This window comes from Arthrobacter yangruifuii (assembly GCF_009192775.1).
GTDB lineage: Bacteria > Actinomycetota > Actinomycetes > Actinomycetales > Micrococcaceae > Arthrobacter_B > Arthrobacter_B yangruifuii.
In genome coordinates, this window is sequence record NZ_VTFX01000005.1 from 188,240 (window position 1) to 203,932 (window position 15,693).

At 64.2% G+C, this 15,693-nt stretch carries 15 protein-coding genes; 8 read left to right on the top strand and 7 right to left on the bottom strand.

What is annotated here, in order from left to right:
* Position 1 precedes the first annotated feature (1 nt).
* Positions 2-2,029: a transketolase gene (gene tkt / locus GD627_RS11830; RefSeq protein WP_246165470.1), complete on the bottom strand. Its 2,028-nt coding sequence runs from the start codon at positions 2,027-2,029 to the stop codon at positions 2-4.
* Between the two features lie 218 nt (positions 2,030-2,247).
* On the opposite strand from tkt, the gene GD627_RS11835 reads away from it, so the two are divergent.
* From GD627_RS11835 to GD627_RS11860, 6 genes are all read left to right on the top strand, one after another.
* Positions 2,248-2,700 carry a PTS sugar transporter subunit IIA gene (locus tag GD627_RS11835; RefSeq protein ID WP_152272671.1) on the top strand — a complete coding sequence of 151 codons (453 nt, stop codon included), beginning with the start codon at positions 2,248-2,250 and terminating at the stop codon, positions 2,698-2,700.
* Between the two features lie 29 nt (positions 2,701-2,729).
* Positions 2,730-3,002, top strand: a complete 273-nt coding sequence (locus GD627_RS11840; RefSeq protein ID WP_152272672.1) for a PTS sugar transporter subunit IIB — start codon at positions 2,730-2,732, stop codon at positions 3,000-3,002.
* A 36-nt stretch (positions 3,003-3,038) separates the two neighbouring features.
* Positions 3,039-4,568 (top strand): PTS ascorbate transporter subunit IIC, encoded by a 1,530-nt coding sequence (ulaA, locus tag GD627_RS11845; protein WP_152272673.1) that lies wholly within the window; start codon positions 3,039-3,041, stop codon positions 4,566-4,568.
* Positions 4,569-4,605: 37 nt separating this feature from the next.
* Complete coding sequence (locus GD627_RS17040) at positions 4,606-4,881, top strand: helix-turn-helix domain-containing protein (protein WP_425481916.1); 276 nt, start codon at positions 4,606-4,608, stop codon at positions 4,879-4,881.
* Between the two features lie 117 nt (positions 4,882-4,998).
* Positions 4,999-5,787, top strand: a complete 789-nt coding sequence (locus tag GD627_RS11855; protein ID WP_152272674.1) for a hypothetical protein — start codon at positions 4,999-5,001, stop codon at positions 5,785-5,787.
* 197 nt (positions 5,788-5,984) lie between these two features.
* Entirely contained in the window at positions 5,985-7,247 is a 1,263-nt protein-coding gene (locus GD627_RS11860) for an exonuclease domain-containing protein (protein ID WP_152272675.1), read from the top strand.
* 51 nt (positions 7,248-7,298) lie between these two features.
* Here GD627_RS11860 and GD627_RS11865 read toward each other — a convergent pair whose 3' ends face one another.
* The 3 genes from GD627_RS11865 to GD627_RS11875 form a co-directional block, all read right to left on the bottom strand.
* Positions 7,299-8,873: an SIR2 family NAD-dependent protein deacylase gene (locus tag GD627_RS11865; RefSeq protein WP_152272676.1), complete on the bottom strand. Its 1,575-nt coding sequence runs from the start codon at positions 8,871-8,873 to the stop codon at positions 7,299-7,301.
* Positions 8,874-8,945: 72 nt separating this feature from the next.
* Positions 8,946-10,442 (bottom strand): ADP-ribosylglycohydrolase family protein, encoded by a 1,497-nt coding sequence (locus tag GD627_RS11870; protein WP_152272677.1) that lies wholly within the window; start codon positions 10,440-10,442, stop codon positions 8,946-8,948.
* Complete coding sequence (locus GD627_RS11875; RefSeq protein WP_152272678.1) at positions 10,439-11,380, bottom strand: ARPP-1 family domain-containing protein; 942 nt, start codon at positions 11,378-11,380, stop codon at positions 10,439-10,441. Before GD627_RS11875 ends, GD627_RS11870 begins: the two co-directional genes overlap by 4 nt.
* A gap of 92 nt (positions 11,381-11,472) precedes the next feature.
* Here GD627_RS11875 and GD627_RS11880 point away from each other — a divergent pair, with 92 nt between their 5' ends.
* Entirely contained in the window at positions 11,473-12,135 is a 663-nt protein-coding gene (locus GD627_RS11880; RefSeq protein ID WP_152272679.1) for an NUDIX hydrolase, read from the top strand.
* 8 nt (positions 12,136-12,143) lie between these two features.
* On the opposite strand, the gene GD627_RS11885 is transcribed toward GD627_RS11880, so the two are convergent.
* A complete protein-coding gene (locus tag GD627_RS11885; RefSeq protein WP_152272680.1) occupies positions 12,144-13,841 on the bottom strand; it encodes an NERD domain-containing protein in 1,698 nt (565 codons plus the stop codon).
* A gap of 102 nt (positions 13,842-13,943) precedes the next feature.
* On the opposite strand from GD627_RS11885, the gene GD627_RS11890 reads away from it, so the two are divergent.
* Positions 13,944-14,597, top strand: coding sequence for a TY-Chap2 family putative peptide chaperone (locus GD627_RS11890; RefSeq protein ID WP_152272681.1), 654 nt, complete (start codon positions 13,944-13,946; stop codon positions 14,595-14,597).
* Between the two features lie 14 nt (positions 14,598-14,611).
* Here the strand turns inward: GD627_RS11890 and GD627_RS11895 are convergent, their stop codons facing one another.
* Positions 14,612-15,016 (bottom strand): TY-Chap domain-containing protein, encoded by a 405-nt coding sequence (locus GD627_RS11895; protein WP_152272682.1) that lies wholly within the window; start codon positions 15,014-15,016, stop codon positions 14,612-14,614.
* Positions 15,000-15,650, bottom strand: coding sequence for a hypothetical protein (locus GD627_RS11900; protein ID WP_152272683.1), 651 nt, complete (start codon positions 15,648-15,650; stop codon positions 15,000-15,002). The genes GD627_RS11895 and GD627_RS11900 overlap by 17 nt, the downstream gene beginning before the upstream one ends.
* Positions 15,651-15,693: the final 43 nt, after the last annotated feature.

A 15,693-nucleotide genomic window follows, 5' to 3' on the forward strand; every position in this document is an offset into this window, starting at 1 on the left:
ACTATGCCGCGAGGACTTTCCGGGCGGCCGCCAGGACATGGTCCAGATCGAGTCCGCGGAGCTGCATAATCTCGCTGCCCGAACCGGACTCGCCGAATTCCTCGATGGACACCACTTCGCCGTTGCTGCCCACCCAGCGGTACCAGGCGTCCCCGCGCCCGGCTTCGACCGCGACGCGGGCGGCCAGGGGGTCCGGAAGGACCGCTTGCTGGTAGGACTGGTCCTGCTCGCTGAACCATTCGACGCAGGGCATCGACACCACACGCGTGTGGATTCCGTCCGTCTCAAGAATGCGTGCGGCTTCGATGGCCAGGGAAACTTCGCTGCCCGTGGCAATCAGCGCCAGATCGTCTCCGGCGCCGCTTTGCCACCGGACATACCCGCCCTTCCGGGCACCTTCTCCGGTTTCGCGGTCAAACGGCAAAACGGGCAGGTCCTGCCGGCTCAGGGCAAGTGCCACCGGCCGGTCCGGGGTTTCAAGGATGCGCTTCCAAACAGCCGCCACTTCCACGGAGTCTGCCGGCCGGACCACGTCCACTCCCGGGACGGTCCGCAAGGAGGCAAGCTGCTCAACCGGTTGGTGCGTGGGCCCGTCTTCACCGACAGCTACAGAGTCATGGGTGAAAACATAAATCACCCCTAACCCCATGAGCGCTGCCAGGCGAATGCTGGGGCGCATGTAGTCGCTGAAAACCAGATACGTGGAGCCGAAAGGCCTCCACGGTCCATGCAGGGCGATGCCGCTGAGGATGGCGGCCATGGCGTGTTCCCTGATGCCGAACCGGATGAACTCGCCGGCCGGGTTGCCGGCCGAGAACTGTGCACCGGGCACACCCACATTGGTGGATCCACTCAGATCCGCTGAGCCTCCCCAGAACCGGGGATCGGCTTGAAGCGCTGCGAGCACGGCGCCGTTCGTCTTGCGGGTCGCGATGAGGTCATCCGGCATTCCCGTTGCCACCCTGGTGAGGAGGGAGTGATCGGCGGCGCCGGTGCGGAAGGCTGCCCAGCGTGCGGCGTCGTCTGCCCGCTCGGTCTGCCAGGCCGCGAAGTCCCGCTCCCACTGATCATGCAGGTCGGCGCCCCGCGCGGTTGCCTTGCGGGTGTGCTGCAGCAGCTCGTCGTCGACCAGGTCCTCCAGCTGCGCGCCGGGGGCATACCCGAGGGACTCCTTCACCTTCGCCAGCTCGTCAGCACCAAATCCGCCGGAATGGGCGGCCGACGTGCCGCCGAATTTAGCGGAGGGAGTACCGATGACGGTTTTGACGGCGACCAGCGTGGGCTGGCCGGACCTGTCGGCAGCCTGGCGAAGCACCGCTTCCACGGCAGCCAGATCGGTGGCGTCCTCAATGTCGAGCACCCGCCAGCCATAGGCAACGTAGCGGGCGCGGACGTCTTCGGAGAACGTCTGGTCCGTGCCGGCGTCGATAGTGATGCCGTTGTCGTCCCAGATCACCACGAGATTGTCCAAGCCCATGGTTCCGGCGAGGCTCGAAGCTTCGGCCGAAACACCCTCCTGCAGGCAGCCGTCACCGGCAAGCGCCCAGATGGTGTGTTCCAGGATTGAGGAGCCCGGGGTAAACACGGCCTGTTCATGAAGCGCCGCCATGGCCATGCCCACGGCCGAGGCAACTCCCTGCCCCAGTGGGCCGGTGCTCATTTCGACGCCGACCGTGTGGTGCAGTTCGGGGTGCCCGGGAGTCCTGGACCCCAGGGAGCGGCTACCGGCCAGGTCCTCCAGCGTCAGGCCGTAGCCGGTCAGGAACAGCTGGGTGTAGAGCAGGAGACTCGCATGCCCTGCCGACAGGACGAAGCGGTCCCGCGCCGGCCATTCCGGATGACCGGGGGAGTGGCGGAGGACCCGCGAAAACAAGACGTGGGACAAAGGCGCCAAGGCCATGGCAGTTCCTGCGTGCCCATGACCCTTTGTCTCAACCAAATGAGCCGGAATGGCCTGGGCCGCGGCAACAGCTTTTGCGTCCAGGGAAGCGGCGGGCAGGGAAAGCGAAATCATATGGTCTGTGGTCACACGGCCACTTTGGTAGGCAGTTGGAGATAAGTCAATTGGATGTCAAACAGGGAGAAATGAAGACTAAACACGTGGGGACCAAGGATAAATTACCTGCACGGAGTTGTGTGAACTGCACACGTCATGTTGCGGAGGCCAGCAAGGAAATGGGACCTGCCGCGGCTACACTGTGAACCGCATCATACTGCCTAGTACCCGCAATTTCTGAAGGATTTCCTGTGGCTATAAACCTCGCCGAAGAACTCTCATCCATCACTATCAAGGCGGCTGCCGCTGACTGGAGGGAAGCAATTCGCCTGGCGGGTAATGGGCTGGTTGAGGCCGGCAGCACCACCGGCGAATACACCGACCAGATGATTTCGGCGGTCGAGGAGCATGGTCCATATATCGTGATCGCTCCCGGCATTGCCCTCGCGCATGCCCGGCCCTCCGAAGCGGTCTTGAAGGGCGGCCTGAGCTGGGTCAGCCTCGATGCGCCGGTCAGCTTCGGCCACTCCAAGAATGACCCGGTGACGCTGGTAATCGGGCTGGCTGCGGTGGATCACACCGCCCACATTGACGTGCTCAAGGCAGTCGCCGGGGTCCTCTCCAACAAGGAAGCCCGCGCGGAACTCGAAGCAGCAGAGACGGCCGACGAAGTGCGGTCCATCCTGAAACGTATCAACAACTAATAATCTTCTCCCGGCTTGAAAGGCACCACATGAAAATCGTTGCAGTATGCGGAATGGGCATTGGAACCTCCGTGCTCTTGAAAATGAACGCTGAAAAAGTTCTCGCGGACCTCGGCGTCGACGGCGACGTCGAAGCGGCAGACATCGGTGTGGCCCGCGGTGCGGCGCAGACCGCGGACATCGTTCTCACCAGCGATGAGCTTGCCTCGGAAATCGGTGACGTTCCGGCCGAGGTCATCATCATCGATAACTTCTTCGATCTCGACGAGATCACCGAGAAGCTCACCGCAGCCGTCCAATAACGACGTCGATTCCCCTCTAGAAAAGGAGCGCCTGCAATGGACTGGCTCGTCGTCATCCTGCAATTTATCGGGCAGCAGATTCTCAATGTTCCCGCCTATCTCATCGCTATCATCACTGCGGTGGGGCTCATCGCCCTTCGCCGCAACGTGGGTCAGGTTGTGGGTGGAGCCCTAAAAGCCGCTCTGGGCTTCCTGATCCTCGGAGCGGGCGCAACAGTCGTGACGGGTTCCCTGGATCCGCTCGGCAACCTGATCCTGGCAGTCACCGGTGCGCAGGGCGTTATCCCCACCAACGAAGTCATCACCGCAATGGCGCAGGACGACTTCGGCGCCCAGAGCGCCTATGTCCTGACCCTCGGCTTCCTGGTGATGCTGGCCCTAGCCCGGTTTACACCGCTTAAATATGTCTTCCTCACCGGACACCACATGGTCTTTATGGCCACCATGCTCACGGTGGTGCTGTCGGTCGGATTCGGGGACAGCCTCAGCTGGCTTGTAGTGATCATCGGTGCCGTACTCCTCGGCGTCATTATGGTGGTCATGCCCGCGTTCGCCCATCCCTGGACCAAGAAAATCACCGGCAATGACACCATCGCCATCGGCCACTTCGGCACGCTCGGCTACATTGCCGCCGGTGCCGCCGGCCAGGCGGCGGGTCGCCGAAGCAAGTCAACCGAAGACATCAAATTCCCGCAGGGCCTGAAGTTCCTGCGCGATTCCATGGTCGCCACCGCGCTGTCCATGGTCCTGATCTATCTGGTCTTTGCGATCTGGGGTTTGATCGCGCTTCCGCTCGAGGAAGCCCTGGCCATCTTCGACGCTGCTGACGCCGGTGCCTTCATCATGGCCGGCGTAGGCCTGGCGCTGCAGTTCGGCGTCGGCGTCGCCATCATCCTCTACGGTGTCCGCACCGTCCTGGGTGAACTGGTCCCTGCCTTCCAGGGCATCGCCGAAAAGGTCGTGCCCGGTGCCAAGCCCGCACTGGACATCCCCATCGTGTTCCCGTTCGGCCCGAACGCCGTCCTGATCGGGTTCCTCAGCTCCTTTGCCGGCGGCCTGATTGCCCTCGCTGTCCTGGCCGTGTGGCTGAACCCCGTGTTCGGCCTCGCCCTGATCCTTCCGGGGATGGTGCCCCACTTCTTCACGGGTGGCGGCGCCGGCGTGTACGGCAATGCGACCGGCGGACGCCGCGGCGCGGTGATCGGCGGATTTGTCAACGGTGTCATTATCACCATCCTGCCGGCCATCCTGCTTCAGGTGCTGGGCCAGTTCGGCTTCGCCAACAGCACCTTCGGTGACGCGGACTTCGGCTGGTTCGGCACGATTGTTGGGCTGAGTCTCCGCACCGGAACTGCCGGTGGAATTATCCTCACCATCCTGATTGCCGTGGTGCTGGTGACCTCCGCAAGCATCTACCAGCGCAAGGTGGTGGATACCGGCTGGGTTCCCGGTGCCAACCGGGACAAGTGGATCGCCGGTATCAAAGCCGACGAGAAAGCACAGCTCGACGCCGAGAAGGCCCGCAAGGCAGCGGACAAGGCAGCAGTACCCGTAGCCGACAAATAGGCGACTGTTTTCGCGCGGCGGATACCGCAACCTGAGGGTGCGGCCGGAACCATGTGGTTCGGGCCGCACCTTTCTTTTTGCTCTTTCGCGGCGCCGCCTTATCGAGACCGTCCTTGCCTATGTGGGAACCGGGTCCGTTTCTCTAGCGGCCCAGCGGCTCTACTGCTACCGGAACTCAGTTCTTCACCGGCGTGCCAGGGTGCACCAGCTAACCGGGTATGACCCCGCGATTCCTGCAGCCGCGGCCACGCTAGCGCCAGCACTCAACTGTCGTCCACGTCCGGGACATACCACCGCGCGGACCGGGTCTTGACGGGCAATACGAGTATGTCCCCTGTAGGCTGTCGGCCGGGGGTTTCTGCCGGATGCCGGACAGTGCAGGTCTTTCTGTTTGCCCCCTGAACCATCAACTACAGTCAGGATGCTTTACATGGGGGACTTCAAACACAGGATCGCGTTGGCGGCGCTGGCCGGAACGCTTCTGCTTTCAGGATGCTCGGCAGACCCGGGGGAGGATCCGCAGCCTGCCGCGGACACGGCACCTGCGCAGGAAACCACTGCCCCCGCCGAGGCGGCGGGGCCCACGCCTGTGGCCTATGAGACCCGCGCATCGGACGGTAACCCGTCGAACGACCAGGCGTATATCGCCAGCGCATTTTTCTGGGGTCTGGTGGGTAACTCGTACGGCCTCTCCGGCCAGTGGACGACCGATGGAAACGACCCGGCCCACATTGCCCAGCTGTGGGAAAACTACTTCAGCGACAGCCTGATGGAAAAGCTCCGGGCGGCTGAACCCGGTTCGGACCTCACCGGGGTTGCCAATTGGGCACTGCTGGCAGTTGCTCCCAATGACAGTTCGGATCCCGTCAAGGCATCCGCGGCCTGCAAACCCGGCATGGCGACCTGCTGGTTCCTCTCGAATAAGGACGGGCGCATGTCCACGGTCGATAACCCGATCTACTCCGAGGCCCCGGCCGCAGGGCCGAACCAGTTCCTGAGTTCCTACGACGTCATCCTGCCCGTGTCCCTGACTGAGCAGGACAACGCAGAGGGATACATGAGCGCAGTCCTGAAGCTGAACCTCACCTTCGTGCCGAACCCGACGCCGGATGACGGCCGGGCGCCCTACCTCATCGACTCGGTGAACAATGAGCTCGTCGACGCGAAGACGGACTTGCTCAGTAACCGCCCGGACCTGGTGTTCAGCGACACCATGTAGGAAAAAACCGACTCTTCAGGGGCGGGGATGGACGGCGGGGAAGCTTTACGGCCCCGCCGTCCGTGCGTCTGTGGGGGTTTGAAATCAGCTGCATCTTGGGCAGATGACCGCGGGCGTAAACTGAACCAGCCAACGTATCAACGAGTACCTCCAGCCAGTGACGGTCCCATGCGCGGGCCGAACTATGGAGGAAGCCGATGAGCGGTTTGAATTTCACAGCCATCGATGTTGAAACGGCCAACAGCCAGCGCGCGTCCGTCTGTGCAGTGGGCATTGTTCAGGTCCGCAACGGACAGGTCTCCGAGACTTTTGAATGGCACGTCACACCGCCCACCGGACTGGACTCGTTCCATCCCCGGAACATTGCCATTCACGGCATCACGCCGGAGATGGTCCAGGCTGCGGACAACACATGGGCTGACTCCCTGGAGGCTATTCAAACGCTGGCCGGCGATTTCCCCCTGGTTGCCTACAACGCCCCCTTCGACAAATCAGTGATCCACGAGTCCAGCCGCCTCAGCGGACTGACACCTCCGGCGAACGACTTCCACTGTGCATTGGCGCTGGCCAAACGCCACCTCACGCTGGAAAAGTACCGGCTGCCCCTCGTCGCCGAGCATCTCGGGATTGCACCCTTCACCCATCACGACGCCGGCAGCGACGCCGCCGCCTGCGCACAAATCGTTCTGGCCCTCTCCGAACGGCATGATCTGCGGGAGGTCTCCGCCCTCTGGGCCCCCGCGCGGATCGACCGGAGCGAAGCGTCCTTGAAGCCCAGTGCCTTCAGCCGGGGCAACAAGAGCCCGATAGCTGAGCTTCCCCAGCCGAATCCCGCCGCGGACCCGTCACATCCGTTCTTTGGGAGGCAGGTCATCATGACCGGGGACATGGAGTCCTACGACCGGTGGGACGCGATGGAAAAGATCGCGAGCCTGGGTGGCATCAACGGGAAAGGCGTAACCAAGAAGACCGCATTCCTGCTGATCGGCGACGGCAAAACCCATGCCAGCATCGACTTGGAAAACGGCACGACCAAAGAGAAGAAGGCAGCGGCGTACATGGCCGCCGGCCAGGATCTAACCGTCCTTACGGAGCCGGATTTCCTGAAGCTGGTAGGCAAGAGGAGCCCGGCTGCCCTGAAACCCAAGGCCGTATTCGCACCTACGGTCACGGACGAGCTCCGGACCGGCGGCGGCACCAGCGAAGACCGCCATCCCGCCCCGCAGACGGCCGAAAGTGTCATAAGCCCGGTTCCTGCGCCCGTCCGGCAGCACGAGGACCAGGACGGCCAATACGGCTCGCAGCCGTCACCCGTTGGCGTAATCAACGGATTCCAACCGTCGGAGCCGGTCACCCCGCACATCTCCGACGTTCCTGAGAAGGCGGGGCAGGCGGTGACCGCCATGCTGAGAGCCGGCACCCGGATGGGGCACCGTCTTTTCGGGGCGACCAAGAACTAGGGCGAAACACAGCCCACAGCCGTCTGCTCGCAGCATTAGCCCGTTAGCGGATTATGAACGGGGAGTCGGAGCTCCCAGCTCAGCCAGCATCTCCCGCAGGCGGGTGCCGCCGCTGCTTTGAGCTTCTCCGTCGGTGAGGCGTTTGCCAATATCCAGCAGCGCCTCTCGGAGAGACTTCTCGGGCTCGGTCAGAGCCCCTTCATATCCTTCGGCCAATAGGTACGAATGGCTGTCCGTGGATAGGGCGACCAAGAGATCCAGGAAAATCTCAAGTGTTCGCCCGGAAGAGGGGATAAATTCCTTTCGGGATTCCGTGCTCATCGGCACCAGATTCAACTGGTCGGACCACATCCGCTCGTCCAACGGATCGGTGGAGAGCATCAGTGCCGTCGCGGGTCCTTCCCCGGTCCTGCTTTCCTTGGGCAATGCCTGTTTTACATCGTGCAGGATCTCGTGGAAGTGGTCATCGGTCAGGCCGAAACCCACGAAGAGGAGGTGCTGCGTCATGAGGGTTGCTTTCACCAGAGCGGAAAGCGCGTTGCGGGACGTGCTGAAACCGAGATAGTCGTCCCTGGTGAGCACTATCGATTCCGGGTCCGTCACCGATCCATGGAGCTTGAGCAACCAATCGTCGTGTTCGCCGGCGCCGTCGGGAATCACCGAGCGCGGGACGCCGGCGTCACCCGAGGCAATCTCAAAGAGTTCGTCGTAATTCAGGGTGATCGCCTCACGGCTGCCTAGGCTGGCCAGAAGTGCAGGGGCCAGACCGTAGCGTTTCAATTCCACCAGTTCCGCGATGGCCTGGTTGAAGGTCAGTGCGCCCCGCCCGGCGCGTTCCTCGTAGATGGAGCGCAGAATGCTCGCCTGGTCCAGATGCCCCCGGTGTTCCAGCGACTCACGCTCAGAGTCCGAGAGATGAGCAGCCGTGGCTAAAGCCGAAAGCAGATCCGTCCAGCTTGGTGCCCCGGCACTCATGCTGACACCCGCACCCATAAAAGGAACGAGCTTGCCGTCGCGGGCATGGCCGGCCAACCGTGCGGCTTGCCCTTGATGCTCGCGGTCGAGGGGCGACCACCATTCAGGGTCGCGCTTCCGGAGTTCCTGGGCGAGGGCAAAGTCCTTTTCGTTTGCCAGCACCAGTACGACGTCGACGCCGGCCTCGGCGGCCGCCCTGCGTGTCTCTTCGAGGAGCAGGCGAATGACGTCGCCTTTGACCAGTCCTGCGCCGCCGCCGCCCGTGCCGAAAAGCGGCATGGCCAGCAGGGGGATGGGCCGGGACGGTTCGCCGCGGGCTTCGTTCCGCCGTCGCCTGGCGCTGTCCGCGGCCACACAAACGAATTCCCTGAGCGGAGGGATGAGCTCATTGACTGACGAAATCCCGGAGTACGGCACGGCGGTGAGGACCGGCAGCGGCTCATTGGCCGGCCACGCATGGACCGGCTGCGCGAGCACCGCTCCACCGGCGAAGCCGGGGTCTTTGCTCTTCTGTACGGCGTCCTCGAGGCCGCGCACAGCGCTACGCCAGTGGCTGGCAATGCTGTAGGTCCGGTCGGTGGGCAGCAGCCAGGCGTCGCAAGCGAAGTTGGTCAGGCTGCCTCTGGTGACGAAGACGTGTGATTCCCCCATGAGGGATTTGTATCATGTCCGGCTGCCGGACGGCGTATGCCCATGTGGGCATACGCCGTCGATAGAGGTGGTTTAGCGGCCTTCGGTGGAGCCCGCTGTTGCGGCCTCCGCAGCCAGCACTTCCCGGAACGCGGGATTCGGATGGGCATTCGGCAGCGCCCGGCGCACGTGCTCCAGTGATTCCAGCGGCGTCAGCCCTGCAGCACGCGCCCCGTACAGGGCGGCAACGGTCGGGGTCCGGGATTCGGCCCGGACACAGTGCAGCAGCACCGTTTTGCCCTCGGCGCGGAAACGTTCGACGGCGGCTGCGGCCTCCCGCAGCACGAAGGCGGTATGCGAGTTGGACTCCGGGGAGGCGGAGTCCACCAGCCAGAACGTGGCCTGGTTCTCCGGCATCATGCCGGAAACGTCGTCCGTGCCCAGCCGGCAGAGACTGACCACTGCGTCGATGCCGAGCTCCTCGGCCCTGCCCAGGGCGCCGACGCCGCCGAGCCAGACGCCGTCGTCGTCCGGGTGCTGGACCAGAACATCGGTCCGGGACCATCCGCTGTAGTCAAAGTGCGCCGTGCGCGGCCACTTGTGGGCCTGCCGCCCGTTGCCGCCGGCGAGTTCGACGCCGAGGGTCATCAGGTCGCGCGACCTCAGCCCCGGCCAGCCGTGCAGGTTACGGCGCCACTCGAACGGGACGGCCGAGAAACCGTAGGCGGCACCCAGCAGCGACCCGGCGATGGCGGCCACCGTGTCCGTGTCATTGCCGCCGCGGACCGCCTCTTCCAGGGCGGCCCGCAGATGGTCGGGACCGTTGCTTCCGGCACGAGTGGTGGAGATGGCGCTCCAGGCGCCCTGCAGAGCTTCCACCACCCAGCCGTTCTTCGTGAAGTCCCGCGGTCGGGAAGCCTCGGCAACTTCGATCCGTTCCAGCCAGAGGGCGGCACGGTCCGGCGGCAGCAGTGGCAGCCCGGTGCGGATGTCCAGCTGCCCGGTGAGGACGGCTTCGCTGATGGCGACGCACCACAGGCCGCAGGCTTCCCGGGCGTCGGCCTCCACATGGGTCAGCGCGCTGAGCGCACCTGCCTGCGCCATCAGCTCCGCCGGCTCCCGGTCCAGGTACGCCAGGGCCAGGGGAGCGGTGCGCATCAGGGAACCGTTGCCGCCGCTCCGGCCTGCCCGGTCATGGAAAACCTGTGCAGCGCGGGTGAAGTCCTCAGCGGTGGCGTCGGACCGGCCAGCGGCCGCAGCTGCGTGACGTGCGGCATGGATGACATTGCTGGTCTGCGCGCCGACGTCCTTGGCTTCGGCGGCCCACGCAGTCCAGGCGCGGACGACGGCGTCCAGCGCGGCGGGGGTGGGACCGGCGTCGAGGAGCGCTTCTGCGATGGGGATGGCCATGGAAGTGTCGTCGGTCCACTCGGCCGGGTCGAACCCGAACGGGCCGCCGCCCAACATGCTGACCTCGGCGCCGTCGGGCAGCGGGCCGCCGAACTCGTAGCCGGCGCCCAGGGCGTCTCCGGCGGCGAGGGCGACAAGGACGCCGGCGGCGCGGTCATTCTGTGCGGAGTTCAGGTTCATAGGGCCTCCATCAGGGGGTGGGTGGTGTTCCAATAATTGACGTGAACGACGTCGGGATCCTTGTCGGGGCGGGCGACGGCGATGCCCACCCCAGTCACGGGACCACGCTTGCCGCTTATGGTACGGCTGTGCATAGGGTCATGGCGCCCAACTCCTGGGCTGTAAAAGTCACCAAAATCGATGGTCCCGGCGATGGCGGCAAAGTCGCGGGCCGCCTGGCCGGGCATCGGTGCGGCGTTCCGCGCGGAGGGAGGCAGAAGCTCCGCGTCTAGCAAGACGGCTTCGATGAGCTGGCGGTAGTGCCCCTGGAACAGCGCGGCCGTAGCGAAGACTTCCAGCAGCAGGGGCTGCCCGCCGATTCCGATGACGACGCCGCGCTGGCCCTCCAAGGGAGCGGGAAACGTCCGGGCAGGATGATGCAGGACGCCGTCGACGAAGCGGTCCAGATGCTCCGGAAGGGAACTTGTGGCCGACGGCCCGCGAACGGCGTCGAAACGCCGCACCCGTTCCCAGATCCGGGACTGGCTGTCCCGGCCTGTTCCGGAGCCGGCGCGGGCCAGTTCCGCCCGGACATTCAGCGGCGCGCGCCGTGCCTGCCGGCGGTGCAGGCTCTGGCCCGCCTGCCAGCGGCCGGCCTCTACGCAGAAGGCGTCAATGTCCAGAGCCTCGCCCGGGCCCACGAGTACGTCCCGGGCGCAGGTGCGGTGCTGCTGGCCGCCCTCGAGCAGCTCCCCTTCAAGCAGCAGGGCCGCGCGTTTCCCGTTGTTCCGGACCGTCAGCTGGCCCACCCTGGCACCCGCCGCCAGCTCGGAAACGGCAAGGTCGGCGTGGAGTCCGGTGCTGATGCCGAGCCTCCCGCGTCCTGATGTCCAAACGGGAAAGATCGTCAGCGGGCCGGCAGCAGTGCCGGCGCCGACGTGGAGCTGTGGAATCTTCATATCGAACCTCCTCGCTTTAGCGCAAATCTGCGCTAAGTGATACCAGTATGCACCGGTTGCATCTTTTGCGCAAGATTGAGATAAACGAGGGTATGAGTGAGTCCCGCACGCCCTTGTCCCTCCTGGCTTATCCGCGGCCTTCCGTGGCCGCAGACACCGCAGCGCTGACCGTGGCCGGGGATGACCTGATGGTCCTGGTCGTACGCAGGCGGGAGGAACACCATGCGGGGGAGTGGGCGCTGCCTGGCACGTTCCTGCGGGAACGCGAGACGCTGGCGGGCGCCGTCCTGCGTTCCCTCCGGGACAAGGCCGGAATCGAGGGGCGGGTTCCGCAGCAGCTCCATGTCTTCGATGATCCGGGCCGGGATGACCGGGGCTGGACACTGTCCGTGGCCCATGTGGACGCGGTTCCGTTCCGGGACTTGGAGACGCCGCTGCAGTCCGACGACGTCCGGCTGGCCTCTGTCACGGCGGACACGGATCTGATTGCCGGGCTGCCCTACGGCCACGCCGACATGGTGCGCCTGGCGGTGGAGCGTCTCCGGCAGGACTATCTGCAGACCCCCGATCCGGCCGGCCTGCTGCCCGAGCCCTTCACCTTGAAGGACCTCCGGGACCTGCACGAGGCGGTGGCAGGCCGGCCGCTGATGCGCGACACCTTCCGCCGGGTCATGGAGCCGCAGCTAACCGGGACCGGGCAGATGTCCGACGGGACACGTGGCAGGCCCTCGCGGTTGTGGCGGCGGAGAAGCTAGGTGGGTAGCTAGGGGATGCTGGTTTCGGTGATGTGCTCCAGCTGCGGCTGCCACTCCTGCATCCGGCCCATGGCACGCTCCAGTTCCGGACCGCCGGCTTCGGCGATGAGAACGGGGTCGCCCACCACTACCAGGAGGCAGCGGGCCCGGGACAGGCCCACGTACAGCAGTTCGGCTGCCCGGCCCATGTCCTTGAATCCGTTCACGCAGAGAATGACCACTGACCGTTCCAGTCCCTTGAACCCCAGGACATGCCCGTAGAACTCCTCCTCGTCGTCGTGAAACGCCGTCCAATAGGCGGAGAGGTTGTTCTCGAAATCCTTGTGGACGGGGTGCCGGTTTTTCGTGGTCAGAAACGCGATCTGGTTGTTGGTCCAACCTTCCTCGAGCAGGGCATCAACGCAGTCCCCGGCAACGTCCAGAGCATCCTCGGTAGAACAAGACACCAACCGCACCGGAAGGCCGTCCCCTCCGCGCGGCGCGAAGTGCTTGCCCGCGAAGCCCTTGAATGTCTGGGCAATGCGTTTGGTGTTCCGTAGATTCTCGTCAATGTGCAGGGTGACCAGGCCAGCGGTGGGATCCAAGGCCGTACCGGCCGACTGTGAATCCCAGCGGCCGTACACGTTCTGGCGCTCGTCCATGAACGCGTAGATTTCCCCGCGGTCGGGATCCTTGAGGCAGGCGAGCAGGCTTTCCCACCACAGGGGAGCGAAGTCCTGGGCTTCATCGATCACAATGGCATCCAGCTTCTGTTCCGGCGGCAGGTCGACCGCGAGGCCCTTCATGAGGGCCGGCATGTCCTCGTCGAAGTAGGCTTGTCCTGATCCGTTAGGAACCCCAAGCGAGACGGCGTAGTCGTGGAACTCGCCCACGAACACCGGTTTCGCCTGCCGCCAGCCGTCGACCTGCCGGCGCAGGTGCGCGGCAAGGCCCTTGTTGTAGCAGAACAGCCCTACCCGCTTCCCCTCCTTGGCCAGCCGCTTCGCTTTCTCAACGGCCAGCCACGTCTTGCCGCTGCCCGCCCCGCCCACAAACCGTGCCCGGGCAATGGATCGACTGGAATCGAGCAGGACTTTCTGCCGTTCAGTGAGCTGTTGCTGATGGTCTTCCAACTCCAACGCCGTCAGTGCCGGTGTGGCCTCGGCCTCGAGGTTCCCGGACAGCAGCCGGGCGATGCGGCGGGCGTAGTTGGGTGCGAGCGGACTTCCGCCCTGGGCCTGGGTCTCGATGGCGGCACGCAGGCGTTCGCTGACGTCCGCCAGATCATTGGGGTCCAAGACGAGCGGCCGCGGGACGCCGTTCATTTCCCAGTCGCGGGGCACGGGGCTGTAGGGGAACGCCGCCATGTAGGCGAACCTGCTGACCAACGGTGATCCGAGCTGGCCCGTCACCCACATTTTGAAGGCATGCTGCGCGCTCTGGGACTGCGCGATGGGACTCTCGATCCGGTGTGGTCCCTGCCGGTCGGACTGGTACCACTGGCCGTGCTCGACGGAGATCAAGCCGCCCTTGACCTCGATCGCCGCCAGTCCCACGCCCGGCCAGAGCACCAGAATGTCGATTTCGTGTTCGGCGCGCCCGTGGCGCACCTGGACGGAGTGCGCCAGTACGACGTCGTCGGGCAGCTGGGCGCGCAGGGCATCCCAGACCGCCTTTTCAGCCAGATGGCCGTCGTCGAACATCGGCTCGTCAGGTATGCACTCCACGGTTCCCCCTCGTGTGCCGGCGGTGCGCCAGGCGTTGTGAGCAGGCTACCGTGCTGTAACCCGGATAATGAGGACTTCCGCATAGCGAGATGAAGGGCCGTAATGCAACAGGCAGAAGAGGGAAGCATTGGTTACGCGCAGATCAATGCTTTGTCATGGCGGGTAGCCAGCGAGCTGGCTAGAAGGGACCCCTCCGTTTTCGTAGGACTAACGGGATACGGTGGCGGTGCATCCCATGCTGATGCTCTCATGCTCACCAACGGCGGTGGCATCAGTTATGCCGCGAGGCGCATGGGCAGTGGGTTTTCCGCATGCGTCAACCACGGCGACCATTTGATGATCCCTTGGGAAAGAGCGCTTCAAATGCGTAGTGCACGGGATATCGCGATGGCTCTCGAGGAGTCCGCCGGTGTCCACCTACCGTCCAAGGCACCCGCCACCAGTGGACGAGCTCTCGGGTATCGGCTTATTGCATCAATTTTGGAGATGACGCTGGGCGACCGCCGTTCCTGGCAGGTATACGAGATTGAAGGGGGGCCTCTTGCGGGGCCGCGGAAGGAGGTACTCGCCCGCCTCCAGAACTACGAAGACACCCGATGGGTTCTCCGGTGCGATGAGGAACCCATAGCGATCGTCGATAATTTTGGTTTCCTCAAAGGTGACGGGAATATCGTTGACCTGAGCGCCAGATACCAAGAGCTAAATCGGAGCATTTTCGCACTGACCATGAACGTGTTCGGCGGTTTGCTTCCGTAATCCTCTGCCGCGGTCTACTCCGCTTCCGGCGGCGCCGTGGCGGCGTGCCATTCCATAAAGTCCGGATCGGAACACGCCCGCCCGTACCGCAGACCATGGATAACCGCAGCGGTGGCAGCCATGGCACCGGACCGTTCGCTGTACCAGTTAGGGCAGTCCTCATCCGGCGGGTTCCAGCCGGCATCGCGAAGAATGTCTCCGTGCAGCGGCCATGTGTCGCCGGGGAGGTAAGTGTTGGAGACTATCTCGCACCAGTAGTAATCGTCTTCGCGGGCGACCTGGGCATAGGGAGAGACAGCGTCTTCGATTTCCTGTCCGTACTCAATGGATACGAAGTCCCCGTCCTTGAGCCACTTGATTTCCTCGTGAATAGATCGTGGAAGGCGTCCCAGATTTTGTCCTTCACTCAGTCGTCTCACCTTCGGGAGGTTGCCGCTCACGTTCGTACGCCCAGATGGCGTGGTCCAATTCCGTGGGCATGGCATCAAGGCGGTCCGCAACCTCATGCAGGAGGGACCGCGCCTCAGCAGATGCCAGTTCCCGGCCCAGCCCTCGGCGCACGAAGCGAAGGATCCAACGGTCTGCCTTCACCCCGGGTTTGCCGAGCAGCATGCCGAAGTATTCCCAGGTCACCGGGCCGAGGCCGTGGACGCATGTGTAAGCCCGTTTCTGGGCCGGATCGTGCGCATCGAGGTCTGCGGCCGTTTTCACTCCGAGAGCCAGCAGGTTCCCAGCGGCTTCAATGATGGCCGATGCCTTGGTCCGGCCGCTCACTTTCTGGTCGTTGAGAACCGTCTGCAGCTCGTCTGGATCGTAGGCGGCCAACCGTGCCAGATCATCCGGCCGGTCTGTGCCAACTGCCTTTCGATAGCGGGACACCGCGCCGCGGACCCCGTTTTCCGGTGTCCCATACTGTGCGGCGATGCTGAGGACGGCGTCAATCAAGGCAGCTTCGATCTGCTCCGGCCAGCCACCGGGCCAAGGCTTCCACAGGTCACGTGGAAGTTCAGCCTGGATGAATTCAACGAGGGTGGAGATGTCAGATTCAGACAAGGTATTTCCTTTCATAGGGGTGTTCGAGAAGCCTGGCTCGCAT

What these genes read in the sequence shown, in the direction of transcription:
- GD627_RS11840 (WP_152272672.1), top strand. Translation starts at nt 2,730, where the DNA reads ATGAAAATCGTTGCAGTATGCGGAATGGGCATTGGAACCTCCGTGCTC.
- ulaA (WP_152272673.1), top strand. Translation starts at nt 3,039, where the DNA reads ATGGACTGGCTCGTCGTCATCCTGCAATTTATCGGGCAGCAGATTCTC.
- GD627_RS11855 (WP_152272674.1), top strand. Translation starts at nt 4,999, where the DNA reads ATGGGGGACTTCAAACACAGGATCGCGTTGGCGGCGCTGGCCGGAACG.
- GD627_RS11860 (WP_152272675.1), top strand. Translation starts at nt 5,985, where the DNA reads ATGAGCGGTTTGAATTTCACAGCCATCGATGTTGAAACGGCCAACAGC.
- GD627_RS11865 (WP_152272676.1), bottom strand. Translation starts at nt 8,873, where the DNA reads ATGGGGGAATCACACGTCTTCGTCACCAGAGGCAGCCTGACCAACTTC.
- GD627_RS11870 (WP_152272677.1), bottom strand. Translation starts at nt 10,442, where the DNA reads ATGAACCTGAACTCCGCACAGAATGACCGCGCCGCCGGCGTCCTTGTC.
- GD627_RS11875 (WP_152272678.1), bottom strand. Translation starts at nt 11,380, where the DNA reads ATGAAGATTCCACAGCTCCACGTCGGCGCCGGCACTGCTGCCGGCCCG.
- GD627_RS11880 (WP_152272679.1), top strand. Translation starts at nt 11,473, where the DNA reads ATGAGTGAGTCCCGCACGCCCTTGTCCCTCCTGGCTTATCCGCGGCCT.
- GD627_RS11890 (WP_152272681.1), top strand. Translation starts at nt 13,944, where the DNA reads ATGCAACAGGCAGAAGAGGGAAGCATTGGTTACGCGCAGATCAATGCT.